Annotated in this window: 15 protein-coding genes; 6 read left to right on the top strand and 9 right to left on the bottom strand. The window is 65.8% G+C overall.

What is annotated here, in order from left to right:
* Positions 1-84 precede the first annotated feature (84 nt).
* The 6 genes from CRO22_RS19440 to CRO22_RS15935 all read right to left on the bottom strand — a co-directional run bounded on the left by CRO22_RS19440 (position 85) and on the right by CRO22_RS15935 (position 5,914).
* Positions 85-504 carry a tyrosine-type recombinase/integrase gene (locus CRO22_RS19440; RefSeq protein WP_097071150.1) on the bottom strand — a complete coding sequence of 140 codons (420 nt, stop codon included), beginning with the start codon at positions 502-504 and terminating at the stop codon, positions 85-87.
* Between the two features lie 823 nt (positions 505-1,327).
* Positions 1,328-1,699 (bottom strand): arginase family protein, encoded by a 372-nt coding sequence (locus CRO22_RS19445; protein ID WP_097071151.1) that lies wholly within the window; start codon positions 1,697-1,699, stop codon positions 1,328-1,330.
* Positions 1,699-2,682: a DMT family transporter gene (locus tag CRO22_RS15920; RefSeq protein ID WP_394341502.1), complete on the bottom strand. Its 984-nt coding sequence runs from the start codon at positions 2,680-2,682 to the stop codon at positions 1,699-1,701. Before CRO22_RS15920 ends, CRO22_RS19445 begins: the two co-directional genes overlap by 1 nt.
* 163 nt (positions 2,683-2,845) lie before the next feature.
* Complete coding sequence (locus CRO22_RS15925) at positions 2,846-4,168, bottom strand: TRAP transporter large permease (RefSeq protein ID WP_097071153.1); 1,323 nt, start codon at positions 4,166-4,168, stop codon at positions 2,846-2,848.
* A gap of 1 nt (position 4,169) precedes the next feature.
* Positions 4,170-4,853: a TRAP transporter small permease gene (locus tag CRO22_RS15930; RefSeq protein ID WP_097071154.1), complete on the bottom strand. Its 684-nt coding sequence runs from the start codon at positions 4,851-4,853 to the stop codon at positions 4,170-4,172.
* Between the two features lie 59 nt (positions 4,854-4,912).
* Positions 4,913-5,914, bottom strand: a complete 1,002-nt coding sequence (locus CRO22_RS15935) for a TRAP transporter substrate-binding protein (protein WP_097071155.1) — start codon at positions 5,912-5,914, stop codon at positions 4,913-4,915.
* Positions 5,915-6,026: 112 nt separating this feature from the next.
* Between CRO22_RS15935 and CRO22_RS15940 the strand changes: the two genes are divergently transcribed.
* Entirely contained in the window at positions 6,027-8,006 is a 1,980-nt protein-coding gene (locus CRO22_RS15940; RefSeq protein WP_097071156.1) for a PAS domain S-box protein, read from the top strand.
* The gene (locus CRO22_RS15945; protein ID WP_097071157.1) at positions 8,003-8,602 is read left to right on the top strand and encodes a response regulator transcription factor; all 600 of its coding nucleotides are present in this window, start codon (positions 8,003-8,005) and stop codon (positions 8,600-8,602) included. Before CRO22_RS15940 ends, CRO22_RS15945 begins: the two co-directional genes overlap by 4 nt.
* Before the next feature lie 31 nt (positions 8,603-8,633).
* Here CRO22_RS15945 and CRO22_RS15950 read toward each other — a convergent pair whose 3' ends face one another.
* Complete coding sequence (locus CRO22_RS15950; protein ID WP_097071158.1) at positions 8,634-9,371, bottom strand: TIM barrel protein; 738 nt, start codon at positions 9,369-9,371, stop codon at positions 8,634-8,636.
* Positions 9,372-9,959, bottom strand: coding sequence for a DUF1285 domain-containing protein (locus CRO22_RS15955; protein ID WP_097071159.1), 588 nt, complete (start codon positions 9,957-9,959; stop codon positions 9,372-9,374).
* Positions 9,960-10,029: 70 nt separating this feature from the next.
* Here CRO22_RS15955 and CRO22_RS15960 point away from each other — a divergent pair, with 70 nt between their 5' ends.
* From CRO22_RS15960 to CRO22_RS15975, 4 genes are read left to right on the top strand one after another with little or no spacing between them, the layout of a single operon-like run.
* Positions 10,030-11,043 carry an AAA family ATPase gene (locus CRO22_RS15960; RefSeq protein WP_097071160.1) on the top strand — a complete coding sequence of 338 codons (1,014 nt, stop codon included), beginning with the start codon at positions 10,030-10,032 and terminating at the stop codon, positions 11,041-11,043.
* Positions 11,044-11,075: 32 nt separating this feature from the next.
* The gene (locus tag CRO22_RS15965) at positions 11,076-11,948 is read left to right on the top strand and encodes a DUF58 domain-containing protein (RefSeq protein ID WP_097071208.1); all 873 of its coding nucleotides are present in this window, start codon (positions 11,076-11,078) and stop codon (positions 11,946-11,948) included.
* Entirely contained in the window at positions 11,945-14,686 is a 2,742-nt protein-coding gene (locus CRO22_RS15970) for a DUF4159 domain-containing protein (protein WP_097071209.1), read from the top strand. The genes CRO22_RS15965 and CRO22_RS15970 overlap by 4 nt, the downstream gene beginning before the upstream one ends.
* Positions 14,683-16,773 (top strand): hypothetical protein, encoded by a 2,091-nt coding sequence (locus CRO22_RS15975; protein WP_097071161.1) that lies wholly within the window; start codon positions 14,683-14,685, stop codon positions 16,771-16,773. The genes CRO22_RS15970 and CRO22_RS15975 overlap by 4 nt, the downstream gene beginning before the upstream one ends.
* On the opposite strand, the gene CRO22_RS15980 is transcribed toward CRO22_RS15975, so the two are convergent.
* Positions 16,770-17,183, bottom strand: coding sequence for a DUF1489 family protein (locus tag CRO22_RS15980; RefSeq protein WP_097071162.1), 414 nt, complete (start codon positions 17,181-17,183; stop codon positions 16,770-16,772). The genes CRO22_RS15975 and CRO22_RS15980 overlap by 4 nt on opposite strands.
* Between the last annotated feature and the right edge of the window lie 167 nt (positions 17,184-17,350).

Consider the following 17,350-nt stretch of genomic DNA (forward strand, 5'->3'; position numbering starts at 1 on the left):
CTCGTCCGTGCCCCGCATCATGATCCCCTCTCGCCGTGAGAAGGGGTGAATCATGTTCTGCATCCAAGGTCGAGGCCGACTATTTCAGCGACCTGCTAGATCGCTTTCATGCTCGTTACATCGCGATTGCCAGGGCCGGTGAAGAACTCGGGGAGCCATTTCAGGCGGTCCAGTCCTCCGCAGATCGGCTGGAACTCGCGTTTCTTTCTGCGGGTCATCTCCGCCTATCGGCTGCTCGAAGCTCAACCCGTTCTTCAGGCGCGCGACCCAAAGCCGGGACTGTTCCAGGTCAAGATCCTTGCGGCACAGTGCCGTAGCCTCGGAAACACGCAGCCCATGCCGATACATCATTAGCAGCACGAGATAGTCGCGTGCACCGTGCCGCCCCTTCTTGGCACCGGCCAGCAGGCGGTCCATGTCCGGTGGACTGAGATAGTCCCTGCGCCTTTCATGAGCATCCACAGCTCCGAAAGGCGCACTCTTTACATTTTGCCCTTTTGACATGGCTTGGGCCCCATTCGCTCCAGGCGCCTTTTCAAGGGGTTGTAGACTTGGCGACACCCATACTCTTTACACTAGGCGTGTTTGGTAAAATTGATCAGCCGATAGTTCTTCCTGTCGGCTGATCAACATGTTGGTGGGAGAATGCCTTTTGGCATGCAGTCCTCGAACCCAGTTCTAGAGTGTATGTGCTTTAAGCCAGGCAACGTACGGGGAAACGAAGCTTCCGAAGCTATCCGTTGAGGTTGATAGGAACCATATCCCCAAGAAAATCAAAGAAAAACATGCGCATACAACAAAGAATCTTGATATCCAGACTCTAACTTGACGCCGCCAGCCAGATGCTCGCAGGTCTCTCTCGTAAGCTCCGAGGCCTGATGCAGTCATGGCTGCACACATGAGGCTAAAGAAGAAAAAGAATGTTCCAACGAAGAAGCCAAAAACGCCCCACATGGCGCTCGCTAGCTCAGGAAAGTCTTTGGCGCGAAGGAGAAAGTCGAAAACGAAGCCAATTCCCAAAAAGGGCGCCGCAACGAGAGCAGCAAGCTGCGTCTTCCACTCCGTGAGCGTTCTCAGCCAACTTTGGGATTGTCCTCTTTCACCTTGAGGGAGCTGAATCCCCGCGTCATTTTCATTGGTCATACTGTTCACCGTAAAATCCGTAAGTGCTGTGAAGTCAGCTTCAAGAAGCCAACGCTGCTTAGAAGTGAGCCATTATGCTTGGAAGCATGGAAATATGTTCATTTCTTCAAGGAGTTACTTTAATAAGATGTTTTCTCTTCGGGTGCAACTGCGCCCTTGTTCGCCTCGCGCTAACGGGTTGCAGTTAGTTGGCTTGGTTCCGCACATGTCGCTGACTGTATATCGCTCCGATGAAATCAAGTGTCAGTCTGGCAGCAAGCAGAGATGTGATGCCGGAAGGATCGTAGGGCGGGGAGACCTCGACAAAGTCGGCACCAACGACTTCGATCCGGGATGCGATCTCGCGCAGTATGTCCTTGCCTTCGTAATAGCTCAAGCCGCCATGGCTGATCGTCGCGGTTCCTAGGGCGATCGAGGGGGCAAAAGCGTCAATGTCGATCGAGACATAGACCCGTTCGCCATCGGGCAGATGCGCCAGTGAGGCCGCGGCCCCTGCGCGCGCAAACGTCGAAGAGGCACGACATGCTTCCCATACCTGTGACAGAGGCCGTGGGATTAAGTCGGTCCGGGAAAAGGGAAACCTCGGCCATCAGCCGATTTGCACAACAGAGCTGGCTTGGAGCCCACTTCGATCGGTGCCGCAAGATCCGGCACTGTCCGTTTTAGCGAGACGGCCCGAGGCTTTGCTTCGGGCCTCCGGCACATCCGGCATCGCGCTACCGCCCTGGGCTGTTCCCAGGCATGGACGCCGAAGGCATCCGGGGCGCTATTGCGGAGCGCACGCTGTCCAAGCCAGACGCTGATCAAGACCAGCGCCATGCCGCTGCTCTGAAGGAGGCTCAGCTTTTCGTCGAGAAGGATCAGCCCGAGCAGTGTCGCGGCGATGGGGCTGAGGAACCCCAGTGGCGCTATGGCCGCAGGGCCAAGCCGGGCAATGCCGCGGAACCAGAAGAAGTATGTGAAAGCCCCGCCAATCAGGCTCAGATAGAGGAAACCGAGCACCGCTTTCAGATCAAGCGACGGCAACGCAGGTTCCGCAACAAGCGCCACGGGCAGCAGCAGCACGCCACCGGCGGTCAGCTGCCAGGATGTGAAGCTGAGCGCAGGGACCGGCGGCTGCCATTTCCTGGTCAACACGCTGCCGAAGGCCATCGAGATCGCGCCGCCAAGTGCGGCGAGAACCCCCACACCATCCAGCGCAGCGCCAGGTGTCAGGACCAGAAACGCCACGCCAAGAAGGCCCGTGATCCCGGCGATCACCGCAGCCGGCGGGGTGCTCTGTCCCAGCAGCCACTTCGACAGGTAAAGCACGATCAGCGGCTGAATGGCGCCAACCGTCGCGGCGACACCGCCGGGCAGCCGATAGGCGGCGACAAACAGCAGCCACCAGAAAATCGATAAGTTGAGCGCGCCGAGCACGACGGAGCGGACCAGCCACACCCCGTGCGGCAGCTGGCGAGTCACGAGCAGCAGGAGCAGGCCTGCGGGCAAGGCGCGCAGCACCGCCGCCGTCATCGGATAGCCTCGTCGAAGCAGCACGGTTCCCTATACACCAACGGCGCTGCTGCACAAATCGGCGCATCGCCTCTCTGCCCCGGGGCGCCGCTCCGGGGGGTCGGGCGCGGCCACAGAACCTTTCGCCTGCATGACGCGAAAGCCGCGCCCGAACGCCCCGGGCGCGGCTTTTGATCCTGTGTCCGGCTCACATGCCGAGCAGATGCGGCAGGGTCAGGGTGATTGCGGGCACATAGGTGATCAGCACGAGGAAGATCAGCATCGTCATGAGCCAGGGCCAGACCGCCACGGTGAGCTCGGTGATCCCCATCTTGGTGATGCCGCTCGCCACATAGAGGTTCAGCCCCACCGGCGGGTGGCACATCCCCACCTCCATATTGACCACGATCATGATGCCGAAATGCACCGGATCGATGCCGAGCCGCACCGCCACCGGAAACAGGATCGGCGCCATGATCAGGACAATCGACGAGGGCTCCATGAAGTTCCCGGCCGCGAGCAAGAGCACGTTGACGATGATCAGGAACATCCACCAGCTCAGCCCCGCATCCACCATCCAGGTGCCGAGCGCCTGCGGAATGCCCTCATGCGTCATCAGGAAGGAGAACAGGACCGCGTTGGTGATGATGTAAAGCAACATCGCAGACATGTTGGCTGAAGCGAGCAGAACCCTTGGCACGTCGCGCAAGGTGAGATCCTTGTAGACGAAGACCGAGATCACGAAGGCATAGACCGCCGACATCGCCGCCGCCTCGGTCGGCGTGAAGATGCCCGCATAGATGCCGCCGATCACCACGATGATCAGCAAAAGCCCCCAGATCGCCTCGCGGAACGCTGTCCAGCGTGCGCGGAAGCTCGCCTTTGGCAGGCGCGGATAGTTGTTCTTGCGCGCCCGATACCAGGTGGTGAAGGCGAGGAAGGCGGCGAGCATCATCCCCGGCACCACGCCGGCGATGAAGAGTTCGCCCACCGAGGCGGCGTCGACCACCTCCCCATTCGGCCCCTCGACCAGCATGCCGGAAGTGGCAACCGCATACATCACCATCACGATCGAGGGCGGGATCAGAATGCCAAGCGCCCCCGAGGTGGTGATGACGCCCGCGCCGAAGCGTTTGGGAAAGCCCTGCGCCACCATCGCGGGCAGGATCACCGAACCGATTGCCACCACCGTTGCCGGCGAAGAGCCCGAGACAGCGGCGAACAGCGCACAGGCGATCACGCCCGCGAGCCCGAGCCCGCCATGCCAGTGCCCCACCATCGCGGTGGCGAAATTGATCATCCGCTTCGCCACCCCGCCATGGGTGAGGAAGTTCCCCGCCAGGATGAAGAACGGGATCGCCATGATCTCGAATTTCTCGATGCCGGTGAAGAGCTTCAGCGCCACCGTGTCGATCGGCACCTCGGTCATGGTGAAGAGGAAGGTCAGCACCGTCAGGCCGAGCGAGATCGAGATCGGCATGCCGGTGAGCATCAGGGCGACAAGCAGCCCGAAAATAATCAGAGCGCTCATCTCACTTGTCCTTTTCTTTTTCGACAAGGTCGCGGGGCGTCAGCGGCGAATGCAGGAACACGTCACCAAGCGTGTCGATCCCCTCGTCCTCGGTATCGACGCCGTCGACATGGCCGTGGTCGTGATGCGGCAACTCGCCGGTGCGGGCGAAACTCACCGCCACCTGTAGAAAGCGGAAACACATCAGCGAAGAGCCCATCGGGATCGCGAGGTAAACCAGCCACATCGGCAGTTCGAGATCCGGCGAGATCGAGGAGGCGTTATACATGTGATGCACGAAATTCGTGCCCAGCACCGCGATAATGCCGGTGAACAGCGCCCCCGCGCCGAGCCCGAACAGGATGAAAAACTTCCGTTTCGGGGCCTCGAGCCGGTTGATCAGAACGTCGATGCCAACGTGAATACCGGTCCGCACCCCGTAGGCCGCGCCGAATTTTGCCATCCAGACGAAGAGGATGATCGTCAGCTCCTGCGCCCAGACAAGGTTGATCGATCGCAGCGAGAGATAGGCGTTTTTCGCCGCGGCAGCAGCGCCTGGCATGCCGTGGCCCCGAAAGAAGCCGACAAAATCGGCCACGAACCCCAGGGCGAAACGATGTGTGACCGAGGCGAAGATCAGCACCGTCGCCGTTGCGATGAGCGTGGCGATCAGAACTTCTTCGGCCCGGTCGAGGATGCGCAGCATGGCGGCCCCCGTCTGGCAGGATGAAAGGAAGGGGCGGCCGCGCGGGCCGCCCCGGAACGTTATTCTGCCGTCGCGGCCTTCACCGCGGCGATGGTTTCGGCGCCGATCCGGCCCGCCATTTCCTCATGCACCGGGGCCAGCGCTTCCATCCAGGCGGCGCGTTCTTCCTCGGTCATCTCGTGGAACTCGGTGGTGCCGGCGGCCTTCATGGCCTCAAGCGCCTTGTCATTCTCTTCCTTGGCGATACCGTTGGCGTAAACCGTGGCCTCCGCCATCGCCTTTTCGAGCCCTTCGCGCACATCGGCGGGCAGCCCGTCCCAGAACTGCTTGTTCACGATCACCGCATAGCCCAGATAGCCGTGGTTCGAGACGGTGGCGTATTTCTGCACCTCGTTCATCTTCTGGGTATACATGTTCGAGGGCGGGTTCTCGGTGCCGTCGACAACGCCCGTTTGCAGCGCCTGATAGACCTCGGAGAAGGCCATCACCTGCGGCACGGCGCCGAGCGCGTTCATCTCGGCCTCGAGCACTTTCGAGGACTGGATGCGCATTTTCAGGCCAAGGAAATCATCGGGCACCAGCAGCGGGCTGTTGGCCGACATGATCTTGAAACCGTTGTCCCAGAAGGCGAGCCCGGTGATGCCCTTCGGCTCAAGCTTGGCCATGAGCATCTTGCCCACCTCGCCCTCGGTCACCTTGTGAAGCGCATCATAGCTCGGGAAGATGTAGGGCAGGTCGAACACTTCGAAATCCTGCACGCCGAGCGGGCCGAATTTGGCGAGCGAGGGCGCAAGCATCTGCACCGCGCCCAGTTGCAGCGCCTCAAGCTCTTCCTTGTCCTTGTAAAGCTGGCTGTTGGGGTAGACTTCCACATCCACCGCGCCATTGGTGTAAAGCTCGGCCAGCTCCTCGAATTTCGCCGCACCCTTGCCCTTGGGCGTATCGGGGGCAACAACGTGGCTGAACTTGATCACGATCGGCTCGGCCATGGCCGGAACGGCGAGCGCAAGGCTCAGGGCGGTGGCGCCAGCAAGGGCGCCGAGAAAACGACGGGTCAGCATGTGATTCTCCTCCGAAATCCGCTCTCCTCGGCGGACCGAGCCTTATTGCGCAATAATCTTGCGTGGCGCTATTGCGGCTTTCCGCAATGCTGCGCCATGCTATGAAGCGGGCATGGCGCGAAAGATCACAACTGATGCGGCCGAAGGGCCGGAAAGCTGGAGCGTGGCCGAGATGCTCGGGCCACGCCGGGTCGATGTGCTGGCGCTGATCCCGCTCGTGGCCATTGTCGCGCTTGTCGGCCTTGTCGGCACGCTCGTGTTCTTCGTCGCGCAGGCCGATGCAACGCGGGCCCGCGCGAAGCTTGCCACCGATGCGCTCTGGGTCGAGCAGACGCTGCATTTCCAGATGTCGGTCGATGAAGATCAACTGGTCCGGCTCGCGCTCGACGCGGCCGCCGGGGCCGTCCCAGAAGTACTGGCGGCGCGTGCGCGGCTTCATGTGGCCACCAATCCCGAGACGCTGGGCATTCGCTGGTTCGATGCCGAAGGCCGGATGGTTTCGGCCATACCCGACAGCCCCGGCGCGGGCGAGCAGGCGCTGGCACGGCAACTCCTTGCCTCGGGCGCCGTGACGGCACGGCCCGTCTACGGCCCGGTGACGGGGGGCGTGGTTGCGATGGCACAGCGGATCTCGGCCGAGGGCGGCGTTGTCGTCGCCACGCTCTCGCTGCCGATCATGTTCGAGCGCCACATCCCGTGGTGGATCGCCGAGCAATATGGCGTGCGCATCACCGATGCCTCTGGCGTGCTTGTCGAGCGCGCCCGCCGCCCGGTGGCGGAGCGCGCGCCGCGCCATGGCATCAGCTTCGACCCGCCGCTGGCGGGCACCACGCTCGAAATCATGGCCTATGACGCGCCGCCGATCTTTGGCGCGACCGCGCTTCTGGCAGCGATTGCCGCGCTCTCGGTCTTTGCGATCCTTGCGCTCGCGGCCCTCCACCGCAACGCCACACGGCGGCGCAAGGCGGAAGACCGGCTCAATGCCGAAATGGCGTTTCGCCGCGCGATGGAGGAAAGCCTCACCGTCGGAATGCGGGCGAAGGATCTGCGCGGGCGGATCCTTTACGTCAACGCGGCCTTTTGCAAACTCGTGGGGTTGAGCGCGGAAGATCTTGTCGGGCGCGGCACGCCGATGCCCTATTGGGCGCCCGACACGCTCGAGGAAACGCTTGCCCGGCAGCGCCAGCTGGCCGAAGGCCCCGCGGTGCCGCAGGCGTTCGAGACCCGGTTCCGCCGCGCGGATGGCACCGAGATCGAGGTGCAGGTGTTCGAGGCGCCGCTGATCGACGCCTCCGGCCAGCATCGCGGCTGGATGGGCTCGACGATCGACATCACCGAGGCGAAGGGCGCGGCCCGGCGCGCGCGCGCGCAAGACGAGAGCCTCGCCCGCACCGGGCGGCTGGTGACACTGGGCGAGATGGCCTCGACCTTGGCGCATGAGTTGAACCAGCCCTTGGCCGCAATTGCCTCCTATGCCGCGGGCGGGCTCAATCTTTTTGACCAGCCCGAGCCGGACATGGGGATGCTGCGGCAGGCGTTTGAAAAGATGGCCGCGCAGGCGCGCCGCGCCGGGCTGATCATCCGTCGGGTGCAGGATTTCGTGAAAAAGCGCACCCCCCAGCTTGGCCCGCTCGATCTGCCCGAAGTGCTCACCGAGGCGATGGCGCTGATGGCGGCGCAGGCGCGCGAGAACCGGGTGAAGCTCGCGAGCCTACTGGAAGGACGAATTCCTCCGGTGAGCGCGGACCGGATTCTGATCGAGCAGGTGCTCGTGAACCTCATCCGCAACGGCATCGAGGCGATGGCCGAGGGGCCGCGGGCGGGCAATGACCTCACCGTGCGGATGGCCCGCGTCGACAGTGTTGTGACGCTGGAGGTGATGGACCGCGGCCCGGGCATCTCGGATGCGGTGGCGGCGAGCCTCTTTGATCCTTTCACCTCGACCAAATCGGAGGGCATGGGGATGGGGCTCAACATCTGCCGCTCGATCGTCGAATTGCATCACGGCCGGCTCGTGCACCGCCCCCGCCCCGGCGGCGGCACGATCTTCTCCTTCACCTTGCCCATCCATCCTGAAGGAGGCCTGCCATGAGCGCTACGGTGCATATCGTCGATGACGAGGAAAGCCTGCGCGACAGCCTTGCCTTTCTCTTTGCCTCACGCGGCATTGCGGCACGGGTCTGGCCCTCGGGAGAGGCGATGCTGGCCGCCTGGCCGCTCGCCGATTGCGGCTGTCTGATCCTCGATGTGCGGATGGAGGGGATGTCCGGCCCGCAGCTTCTCGATGCCTTGCAGGCGCTTCCCGGGCAACCGCTGGTGCCGCCGGTGATCTTTTTGACCGGCCATGCCGATGTGCCGCTTGCCGTGCAATCGCTGAAATCGGGCGCATTCGACTTTGTCGAAAAACCCTTCAACGACAATCATATCGTCGACATTGCGCTCTCCGCCATGGCGGCCCATGCCGGACGGCTTGCCGAGGCGCAGGTGCGCGACGCAGTGGCGGCGCGGCGGGCGAGCCTTTCCGCACGCGAGGCAGAGGTGATGGCACTGATGCTGGAAGGGCTGATGAACAAGCAGATTGCCGACAGTCTCGGGATCGCGATGCGCACGGTCGAGGTGCATCGCTCGCGCGTGCTCGCCAAAATGGGCGCGCGCAACATTGCCGATCTGGCGCGAATGATTTCCTGATTTTCCAAAATTTCGATAAATACCGAAATACTTATTTTCCGGCCAGCACGATCCAGCCAAGCTCCGCCGACGTGGTCAGTTTCGGCACGAAATCGGCGCTGACCCAGCCCTTGAACTTGTCTTTTGACAGCCGCTTGAAAAAGCCTTTGAGATCGAGCCCGTCAGCGCCCGGCATGCCCCGGTCCGGCGCTGCGGCAAGGCGGATCAACCGGATCTGCGGCGCGAACCGCTCCCAAAGCGCCAAAGGTGCTGCGCCCAGCGCCACCGCTTCACAGGTGTCGAGCACAAGGCCGAGATTGGGCGCATTGACAGCCGCCAAGACCTCGGCCACCTGATCATAGCCGGTCAAAAAGTCGCCCGCGGCGTAAGGCGCAATCGCAAAACTCCGCTTTGGCGCCGCAGCGCAGGCATGGCGCAAATTGGCGACCAGCGGCGCCAGATCCCCCTTCGGCCCGGCACGGATCTCGACCACAGCGGGTTTGAGCACATCGGCGTAACGCGCCATGCGCTTGAAATCGCGTGCGAACCGATCTGCCCCGCCCGGCGTGGCCGCATAGCCGGGTGCGGCGCCTGTGTAATTGGGTGGCGGCGCCTCCATCGCGGCGAAGGCGAGCCCGTTCATCACCAGCCGGTCGCGCAGCTCTTGCACCGGCCCCTCATAAGGGGACGGCAGCGACACCCCCGAAAACCCCGCCGCCTGCGCCGCCGAAAACCGCGCGGGCTCGGGAAGTTCGAGAAACAGCGTAGACAGATCCGCCGCCAGCCGCATTCAGAGATCCGCCATCGGCGTGATCGGAAAGAACATGCCCTGCGAGCTCAGCCCGAGCCACTCTGCCCCCTCATGGGGCCCCGGCTGCGCCAGATCGACGAGCCGGTAAAACGTCTTGCGGTCGATCCGTGCCTCAAGCCCGCGGCGCACATGCACATAGGGCCGGGGCTCGCCATCGGCGGCAAATTGCACCCGGATCGGATGCTCGGGCCCTGCGGTGACACGATCTCCGACATTCGTGAGGAAGGTGAGATCGCCCTCCGAGGCCGTACAATCCACCGCGATAAAGGGCGCATCCGCCACCCGGATCCCCACCTTTTCGACCGGCGTTACAAGAAAATACTTCCCCTCCTCCACCTTCAGGATCGAAGCGAAGAGCCGCACCAGCGCCTCTCGCCCGATCGGGGTGCCAAGGTAAAACCATGTGCCATCGGCGCGGATCTCGATGTCGAGATCGCCGCAAAAGGGCGGGTTCCACAGATGCACGGGCGGCGGCCCCTTGGCCCCCGCCTTTTTTGCCGCGGCGGCCAATCCCTCGGTGCTCACGGCGGGCTTCACGCTTGTGTGTCTCGTCTCCGGTTCGGTCATCGGCTCTTTGCGGTTGGTTTGGCTGCGGTTACATGTTGAGGTGATCCTACCCCGCAACCGGAGCCCTGTCATGAGTGAGACCGAAACCCTCGTCAGTGAAATCGACCGGCTCGGCGCGAAGCTTGGCGAAGCGCGCGCCTCGGTGAACCGCCGGTTCATCGGCCAGGAGCGGGTGGTGGAGCTGACGCTCGCGGCGATGCTCTCGGGCGGGCATGCGCTGCTGGTCGGCCTGCCGGGGCTGGGCAAGACGATGCTGGTCGACACGCTCGCCACGGTGATGGGCCTTGCCCCGGCGCGCATCCAGTTCACGCCCGATCTGATGCCCGCCGATATTCTGGGCTCCGAGGTGCTGGAAACCGCCGCCGATGGCACGCGCGCCTTCCGCTTCCTTGAGGGGCCGATCTTTTGCCAGCTTCTGATGGCCGATGAGATCAACCGCGCGAGCCCGCGCACGCAATCTGCGCTGTTGCAGGCGATGCAGGAGCGCGAGGTGACGGTGGCAGGCCAGCACCGCCCGCTCGGCCCCCCGTTCCACGTGCTGGCGACGCAAAACCCGATCGAGCAAGAGGGCACCTATCCGCTGCCCGAGGCGCAGCTTGACCGCTTCCTCGTGCAGGTCGATGTCGATTACCCGACCCGCGCCACCGAGCGCGATATCCTGCTGGCCACGACCGGGGTCGAGAGTGCCGCCGCGCTGCGGGTGTTTTCCGCCGAAGAGTTGATCGCCGCGCAGGCTCTGGTGCGGCGGATGCCGGTGGGCGATGGGGTGATCGAGGCGATCCTTGATCTTGTGCGCGCCTGTCGCCCGGGCGAGCCGGAGGCCCGCGCCATCGCCCGCGAGAGCCTCGCCTGGGGGCCGGGGCCGCGTGCGGCGCAAGCGCTGATGCTCACGGTGCGCGCCCGCGCGCTGCTGAACGGTCGCCTTGCGCCCTCAGTGGCCGATGTCGCGGCCCTCGCGCGCCCGGTGCTCTCGCACCGCATGGCGCTCACCTTCGCCGCCCGCGCCCGCGGCGAAACCCTCTCGGAAATCATCGCCCGGGTCGTGACCGAGGTGCTCGGCGAGGCGGCCGAGCAGGCTGCGTGAGCGAGCCCTTGCAGGACGCGGCGGCGCGCGAAATGCGCCGCGCCGCCGAAGCGGAAGCGGCGGCGCTTCCGGCGCTGTTGATTGCTGCCGAACATCTGGCAAGCACGGTGCAGATGGGCAGCCACGGTCGGCGCCGCGCCGGGGCGGGCGAGGAATTCTGGCAGTATCGCCCCGCCCATTCCGGCGATGCCGCCCGCTTTGTCGACTGGCGCCGCTCCGCGCGCTCCGACACGCAATTCGTGCGTGATCGTGAAATGCAAAACGCGCAATCGCTCCATCTCTGGGTCGATCCCTCCGCCGCGATGCGCTTTACCGGCGCCGCCTCCGGGCGCGCGGCCCGGCCCGAAAAACGCGATCGCGCCCGGCTTCTGGCCCTTGCGCTGGCCATTTCGGCGCTGCGCGCGGGCGAGCGCGTGGGGCTGGCAACCGCGCTGGTGCCGCCACGCCCCGGGCGGGCGCAGCTTCTGACCCTGGCCGAGGCGCTTGGCGCCGAGGCCGAAGCGGCGGATTACGGCACCCCCGATCTTTCCGCCGTGAACCCGCAGGCCGAAGCGGTTCTGCTCTCCGATTTTCTGGGAGAAATCACTGCGCTCGAAACCGCACTTCTTGGCGCGGCCGAGCGCGGCATCCGCGGCGCGCTCTTGCAGGTACTCGACCCCGCGGAGGAGGATTTCCCCTTCGACGGGCGCACGATCTTCACCTCGATGGCAGGCGCACTCCGGTTCGAGACGCGCGAGGCGGCAGGGCTGAGGGCGCGGTACCGCGACCGGCTCGCCGAGCGGCGCGACCGGCTTGCACGGCTGGCGGGCAAGGCGGGCTGGGCGTTTTCGACCCATCACACAGGCGCCCCTGCGCAGGGGGCGCTTTTGTGGCTGCATGGCGCGCTCTCGGGGGGCTGGCGATGACAGGTTTCGGCCCCATCGGCTTTACGGCGCCATGGCTTTTGCTTGCGCTTCTCGCCTTGCCGCTGTTGTGGCTCCTGCTCCGGGCGGTTCCACCTGCGCCGGTGCGCCGCCGCTTTCCCGGTGTTGTGCTGCTGCTCGGGCTGAAAGACGAGGCGAGCCAAGCCGAGCGCACGCCCTGGTGGCTTTTGCTGCTGCGCATGCTCGCGCTTGCCGCGGCAATCATCGGCTTCGCGGGGCCGGTGCTGAACCCTGAGCCGATCTCCGCGGCGCAAAATGGCCCGCTCGTGATCCTTGAGGATGGAAGCTGGGCCTCGGCGCCGGGCTGGCCGCGCCGGATCGAACGGATCACCCGCGCCTTGAGCGCGGCCGAGGCGGCAGGCCGCCCGGTGGCGCTGATCAATCTCTCCGATCCGCCCCCCGCGCCGCCGCCGTTTTCCCGCGCAGAGGACATCCGCGCCACCCTTCCCGGGGTCAAACCGGAGCCGTGGGAACCGGCAGTTGATCTCGTGGCCGCGCAAATCCTGCCCGCCGGGCGGTTTGAAACACTCTGGCTCTCCGATGGCCTCGACCGGGCGAGCCGCGCCGCGCTGCAACATGCGGTGACCGACCGCGGCCCCGTGAACGTTTGGCAACCCGCCGCCCCGGTGATCGCCCTTGGCACGGCGGCGGTCGACGGCACCGGGCTCGTGCTCCCGGTGCAAGCCTCGATCCCCGTTTCCCGCACCCTCGACGCGGTCGCGTTCGGGCTCGACCCGGCGGGGCGCGAGCGGGAGCTTGCGCGCGAGGTCGTCAGCCTCGAGGCCTCGACCTCGGCCCAGATCCGCTTCGATCTGCCCCCGGAACTGCGCAACCGCATCACCCGTTTCGAGCTTGCCGGGCTGCGCTCGGCGGGCGCCGTCAGCCTCACCGACGATGCGCAAAAGCGCCGCAAGGTGGCGCTGATCTCGCCCTCCACCGCGCGCGAGGGGCTCGAACTCCTCGCTCCCACCCATTACCTGCACCAGGCCCTCGCGCCGAGCACCGATCTGATCGAGGCGACGCTTTCGGATGCGCTGGCCGTCAGGCCAGACGTGATCATCCTCGCCGATATCGGCGCGGTAGCCGAGGCTGATGCGCTCTCCAAATGGGTCGACGAAGGCGGCTTGCTGATCCGCTTTGCCGGGCCGCGCCTTGCCGTTGCCGAAACCGCAGGCGATCCGCTTTTGCCGGTGCCGCTGCGGCAGGGCGGGCGCGCGGTGGGCGGCACGATGAGCTGGGGCGAGCCGCGCCGGATCGCGGCTTTCCCGGAGAGCTCGCCCTTCGCGGGCCTCGCCGTGCCCGAGGAAGTGACGGTGCGCGAACAGGTGATGGCCGAGCCCGGCCCAGACCTCGCCCGCCATACGATCGCCGCTCTCGCCGACGGCACACCGCTGGTCACGCGCGCCGCTTTTGGTCAGGGTCAGATCGTGCTCTTCCATATCACAGCGAATGCCGAGTGGTCGAACCTGCCGCTTTCGGGCCTCTTTCCGCAAATGCTCGAGCGGCTTTCGGTGCTTTCCCGCCCCGCGGCGCCCGCCGCCGAGGATCTGGCAGGGCAGATCTTCACACCGCTGAAGCGGCTCGACGGCTTTGGCGCGCTGACCCCCGCCGAGGCGGCTGCGGGCGTGCCCGGGGCCGCGTTGGCAGAGGGCCCGCCCGGCCCCGGCCTGCCGCCCGGGCTCTATCGCAGCGAGGATCGGCTGCTGGCGCTGAACGCGCTGCCGCCGGGCCGCCAGCTTGCCCCCGCCGTCTGGCCCGCCGGGGTGAGGCTGGAAGACGAAGCCACCCCGCGCGAAACGTCGCTTGCAGGCCCGCTGCTGGCGGCTGCGCTGGCCGCTTTGCTGCTGGACCTTCTCGCCACACTCGCCCTGTCGGGTCGGCTCCGGGGGGCGCGGGCGCTGGCGCTCGTCGCGCTCACACTGGCTGTGGCGCCAATGGATCTGCGCGCCGAAGAAGGCGCGATGGACATAGACCGGGCTCTGGCTGCGGCGGAGAATGTGGTGCTTGCCTATATGCCCTCGGGCGATGCGCAGGTCGATGACATTGCGCGCAGCGGGCTCTACGGGTTGAGCCAGATCCTCACCCGGCGCACCACCGTCGAACCCTCTGCGCCGATGGCGATCGACCTTGAGCATGATGAGCTCGCGCTTTTCACGCTGATCTACTGGCCGGTAACGGAGACCGCGCCGATGCCCTCGCCGCAAGGCTACGCAAAGCTCAACCGATTCCTGCGCAGCGGCGGCTTGATCCTTTTTGACACCCGAGATGCCGACCTCGCCGGGCTCGGTTCGGCGACCGGCGCGGGGCGGCGGCTGCAGGCGCTGGCCGCGCCGCTCGACATTCCGCCGCTTGAACCCCTGCCGCCCGATCATGTGCTGACCCGCACCTTCTATCTGCTGCAGGCCATGCCCGGCCGCTACGATGGCCCGGTCTGGGTCGAAGCGGCGCCGCCCGACGCCGCGCAGGCCGAGGGGATGCCGTTTCGCAACCTCAACGACGGGGTGAGCCCGGTGGTGATCGGCGGCAATGACTGGGCATCGGCCTGGGCTGTCGACCAGACCGGCCAGCCGATGTTCCCGGTCGGGCGCGGCTCGGCCGGCGAGCGGCAGCGCGAGATCGCCTGGCGCTTCGGCGTGAATCTCGTGATGTATGTGCTCACCGGCAATTACAAATCTGATCAGGTCCATGTGCCCGCGCTGCTGGAAAGGCTCGGCCAATGACGGGGAGCAGCCTCACTTTCGCACCGCTGCTGCCCTGGCCGGTTCTGGCTGCGGCGGCGGCTCTGGCGTTCGGCCTTGTCACCTTTGCGCTCTGGCGCGGGTTGAGGGGCTGGGCATTGCGGGGCCTGGCCGCAGCGGTGCTGCTGGCGGCGCTTGCGCAACCCGCACTCCAGAGCGAACAGAAGCACCCCCTTTCCGACATCGTGCTGCTCGTCGACGACCGCACCGCCTCGCAGACGCTTTCGGACCGGGCCGCGCAGACCGATGCGGCGGTGGCGAAGCTTACCGCCGAGATTGAAGCTTTGCCCGAGACCGAACTGCGCCGGGTCACGCTCCCCGACGCGCCGGGAAACGGCGGCACCGAACTTGGCGCGGCATTGACCGAGGCGCTGGCCGCCGAGCCGCGCGGACGCGTTGCCGGCGTGCTCGTCGTGTCGGACGGGCGTCTTCATGACCCGGAAGCGCTCCCCGTCAGCCCGGCGCCGTTGCATCTTTTGCGCACCGGGCACGGCACCGACTGGGACCGCAGGCTCGTCATCGAAACAGCCCCCGCCTTCGGCATCATCGGTGAGGAAACAGCGATCCGGCTGAAGATCGAGGATAGCGGCGCCGTGCCTGCCGCGGTCGGCCGGATGGCGCAGCTGTCCATCGCCATCGATGGCGGCACGGAAAAAAGCTACACTGTCGAGGTCGGGCAGGATCTCGAATTGCCGCTCACGCTCGACCACGGCGGGCAGAATGTGGTGCAATTCACGCTGGCACCGACGCCGGGCGAGCTGACCACGCGCAACAATTCAGCGGTGGTACAGATCAACGGCGTGCGCGACCGGCTGCGGGTGCTGCTCGTATCGGGCCAACCGCATGCGGGTGAACGCACCTGGCGCAACCTGCTCAAATCCGACGCGGGCGTCGATCTGGTGCATTTCACCATCCTGCGCCCGACCGAAAAGCACGACGGCGTGCCGGTGACAGAACTCTCGCTGATCGCCTTCCCGACGCAAGAACTGTTCCTCGACAAGATCGACGAGTTCGACCTGATCATCTTTGATCGCTATGCCACGCGCGGCATCCTGCCCGCCTCCTATTTCGCCAATATTCGCGCCTATGTGGAGCGCGGCGGGGCGGTGCTGGTCTCCGCCGGGCCGGAATTCGCGACTGTCCAGAGCCTCTGGCAGACCCCTCTGGGCGAGATCCTCCCCGCCCGGCCCACCGGTCGCGTGCTCTCGGAGCCCTATCTGCCGCGCCCGACCACGCTTGGCCTGCGCCATCCGGTGACGGCGGGGCTTGAGGGGGCGCCACCGGTCTCGGGCGATCCTGGCAAGGATCATTGGGGCCGCTGGCTGCGCCAGATCGAGCTTTCGAACGCGACCGGCGAGGTGGTGATGCAGGGGGCCGAGGGCGCGCCGCTGCTGGTGCTCGCACGAGAGGGCAAGGGACGGGTGGCGCTTCTGGGGTCGGATCACGCCTGGCTCTGGGATCGCGGCTATGAGGGCGGCGGGCCGCAACTGGAACTGCTGCGCCGCATCGCGCATTGGGCGATGCAGGAACCGGATCTGGAGGAAGAGGCGCTTCAGGTGGAGATCGAACCCGGCACGCTGGGGCTCACCGTGACCCGGCGCACTATGAAGGATGAGGTCGGCCCGCTCAGCATCACCCTTCCCGATGGCAGCACCGCGGAACTCACCCTATCCGAAGTCGAGCCGGGACGGTTTGCGGCGCGATGGCAGGCGCCCTCCGAAGGGCTTTACCGGCTCGCACAAGACGATCTTGAGCGCGTTGTGGCGCTGGGGCCTGCAAGCCCGAAGGAATTCGAGGATCCGGTCGCCTCGGCGGCCCCACTCGCCGCCGCACTCGCCGCCTCGGGAGGCGCCGATACACCTCTTGAAGGCGGCATTCCGGCAGTGCGGCAAGTGCGCGAGGGCAAGCCTGCCGCGGGGCGCGGCTGGATCGGCATCACCCCGCGGCAGGCCGAGGAAGTGACCGGGATCCGCCGCGGCGATCTGCTGCCGGGCTGGGCCTGGCTGATGCTCGCCGCGGCCCTCAGCCTGGCTGCCTGGCGGCTCGAGGGGCTGCGGCGCGACGGTTAACGCAGGCCGATTTCCGAAAGCGCCGCCTGCAGATCCCGCGGCAGGGTGGCCTCTGCCTCCCGCCCGGCGGGCAGGTCACGCGGCGCATCCGCGGCGGGGAAATAGCGCCAGCCCTGAAACGGGCGGCGGGGCATCGCCTCGGTGCGGATCACCGTGCGGTCAAGCACGAATGCGCAGCGCGAAATGCCATCGGCTCCCGTCACAGGCGCAAGATCCAGGATTCTCTGACGCGCCAGAATCACCCCTTTGATCACCCAGTAGAGCGATCCGCCATCGAGCACTTCTTCGGCGCGCTTGGGCCACATCCGGGTGATATGCCGCGCCGGACCCGTCCCGTAATGCGCCTTTTGCCAGTCCAGCAGATCCTCGACGCTGTCCGCGCCGACACAAAGTTTCAGCAGGTGAATCATCGAAGCCCCCTTCGCCCCAGATCTAGGACGAAGCCCCCCGGGCAGCAACCGGGCTTTCCGTCTGGTCTCCGGAGGTCATACGCGGTATGGTGGGTGCCCGCCCCGGTTGCACCAGATGTTCCGGGGCTTTCCCTTTCGCAACCATCCGCGCTGACCGCCCAGACAAA

The sequence above is a fragment of the Rhodobacter maris genome, from assembly GCF_900217815.1.
GTDB classification, from domain to species: domain Bacteria; phylum Pseudomonadota; class Alphaproteobacteria; order Rhodobacterales; family Rhodobacteraceae; genus Rhodobacter; species Rhodobacter maris.

Bases quoted from the DNA above. Each gene is read 5' to 3' on its own strand.
- CRO22_RS19440 (WP_097071150.1), bottom strand. From the start codon at position 504: ATGTCAAAAGGGCAAAATGTAAAGAGTGCGCCTTTCGGAGCTGTGGAT.
- CRO22_RS15925 (WP_097071153.1), bottom strand. From the start codon at position 4,168: ATGAGCGCTCTGATTATTTTCGGGCTGCTTGTCGCCCTGATGCTCACC.
- CRO22_RS15930 (WP_097071154.1), bottom strand. From the start codon at position 4,853: ATGCTGCGCATCCTCGACCGGGCCGAAGAAGTTCTGATCGCCACGCTC.
- CRO22_RS15935 (WP_097071155.1), bottom strand. From the start codon at position 5,914: ATGCTGACCCGTCGTTTTCTCGGCGCCCTTGCTGGCGCCACCGCCCTG.
- CRO22_RS15940 (WP_097071156.1), top strand. From the start codon at position 6,027: ATGGCGCGAAAGATCACAACTGATGCGGCCGAAGGGCCGGAAAGCTGG.
- CRO22_RS15945 (WP_097071157.1), top strand. From the start codon at position 8,003: ATGAGCGCTACGGTGCATATCGTCGATGACGAGGAAAGCCTGCGCGAC.
- CRO22_RS15950 (WP_097071158.1), bottom strand. From the start codon at position 9,371: ATGCGGCTGGCGGCGGATCTGTCTACGCTGTTTCTCGAACTTCCCGAG.
- CRO22_RS15955 (WP_097071159.1), bottom strand. From the start codon at position 9,959: ATGACCGAACCGGAGACGAGACACACAAGCGTGAAGCCCGCCGTGAGC.
- CRO22_RS15960 (WP_097071160.1), top strand. From the start codon at position 10,030: ATGAGTGAGACCGAAACCCTCGTCAGTGAAATCGACCGGCTCGGCGCG.
- CRO22_RS15965 (WP_097071208.1), top strand. From the start codon at position 11,076: ATGCGCCGCGCCGCCGAAGCGGAAGCGGCGGCGCTTCCGGCGCTGTTG.
- CRO22_RS15970 (WP_097071209.1), top strand. From the start codon at position 11,945: ATGACAGGTTTCGGCCCCATCGGCTTTACGGCGCCATGGCTTTTGCTT.
- CRO22_RS15975 (WP_097071161.1), top strand. From the start codon at position 14,683: ATGACGGGGAGCAGCCTCACTTTCGCACCGCTGCTGCCCTGGCCGGTT.
- CRO22_RS15980 (WP_097071162.1), bottom strand. From the start codon at position 17,183: ATGATTCACCTGCTGAAACTTTGTGTCGGCGCGGACAGCGTCGAGGAT.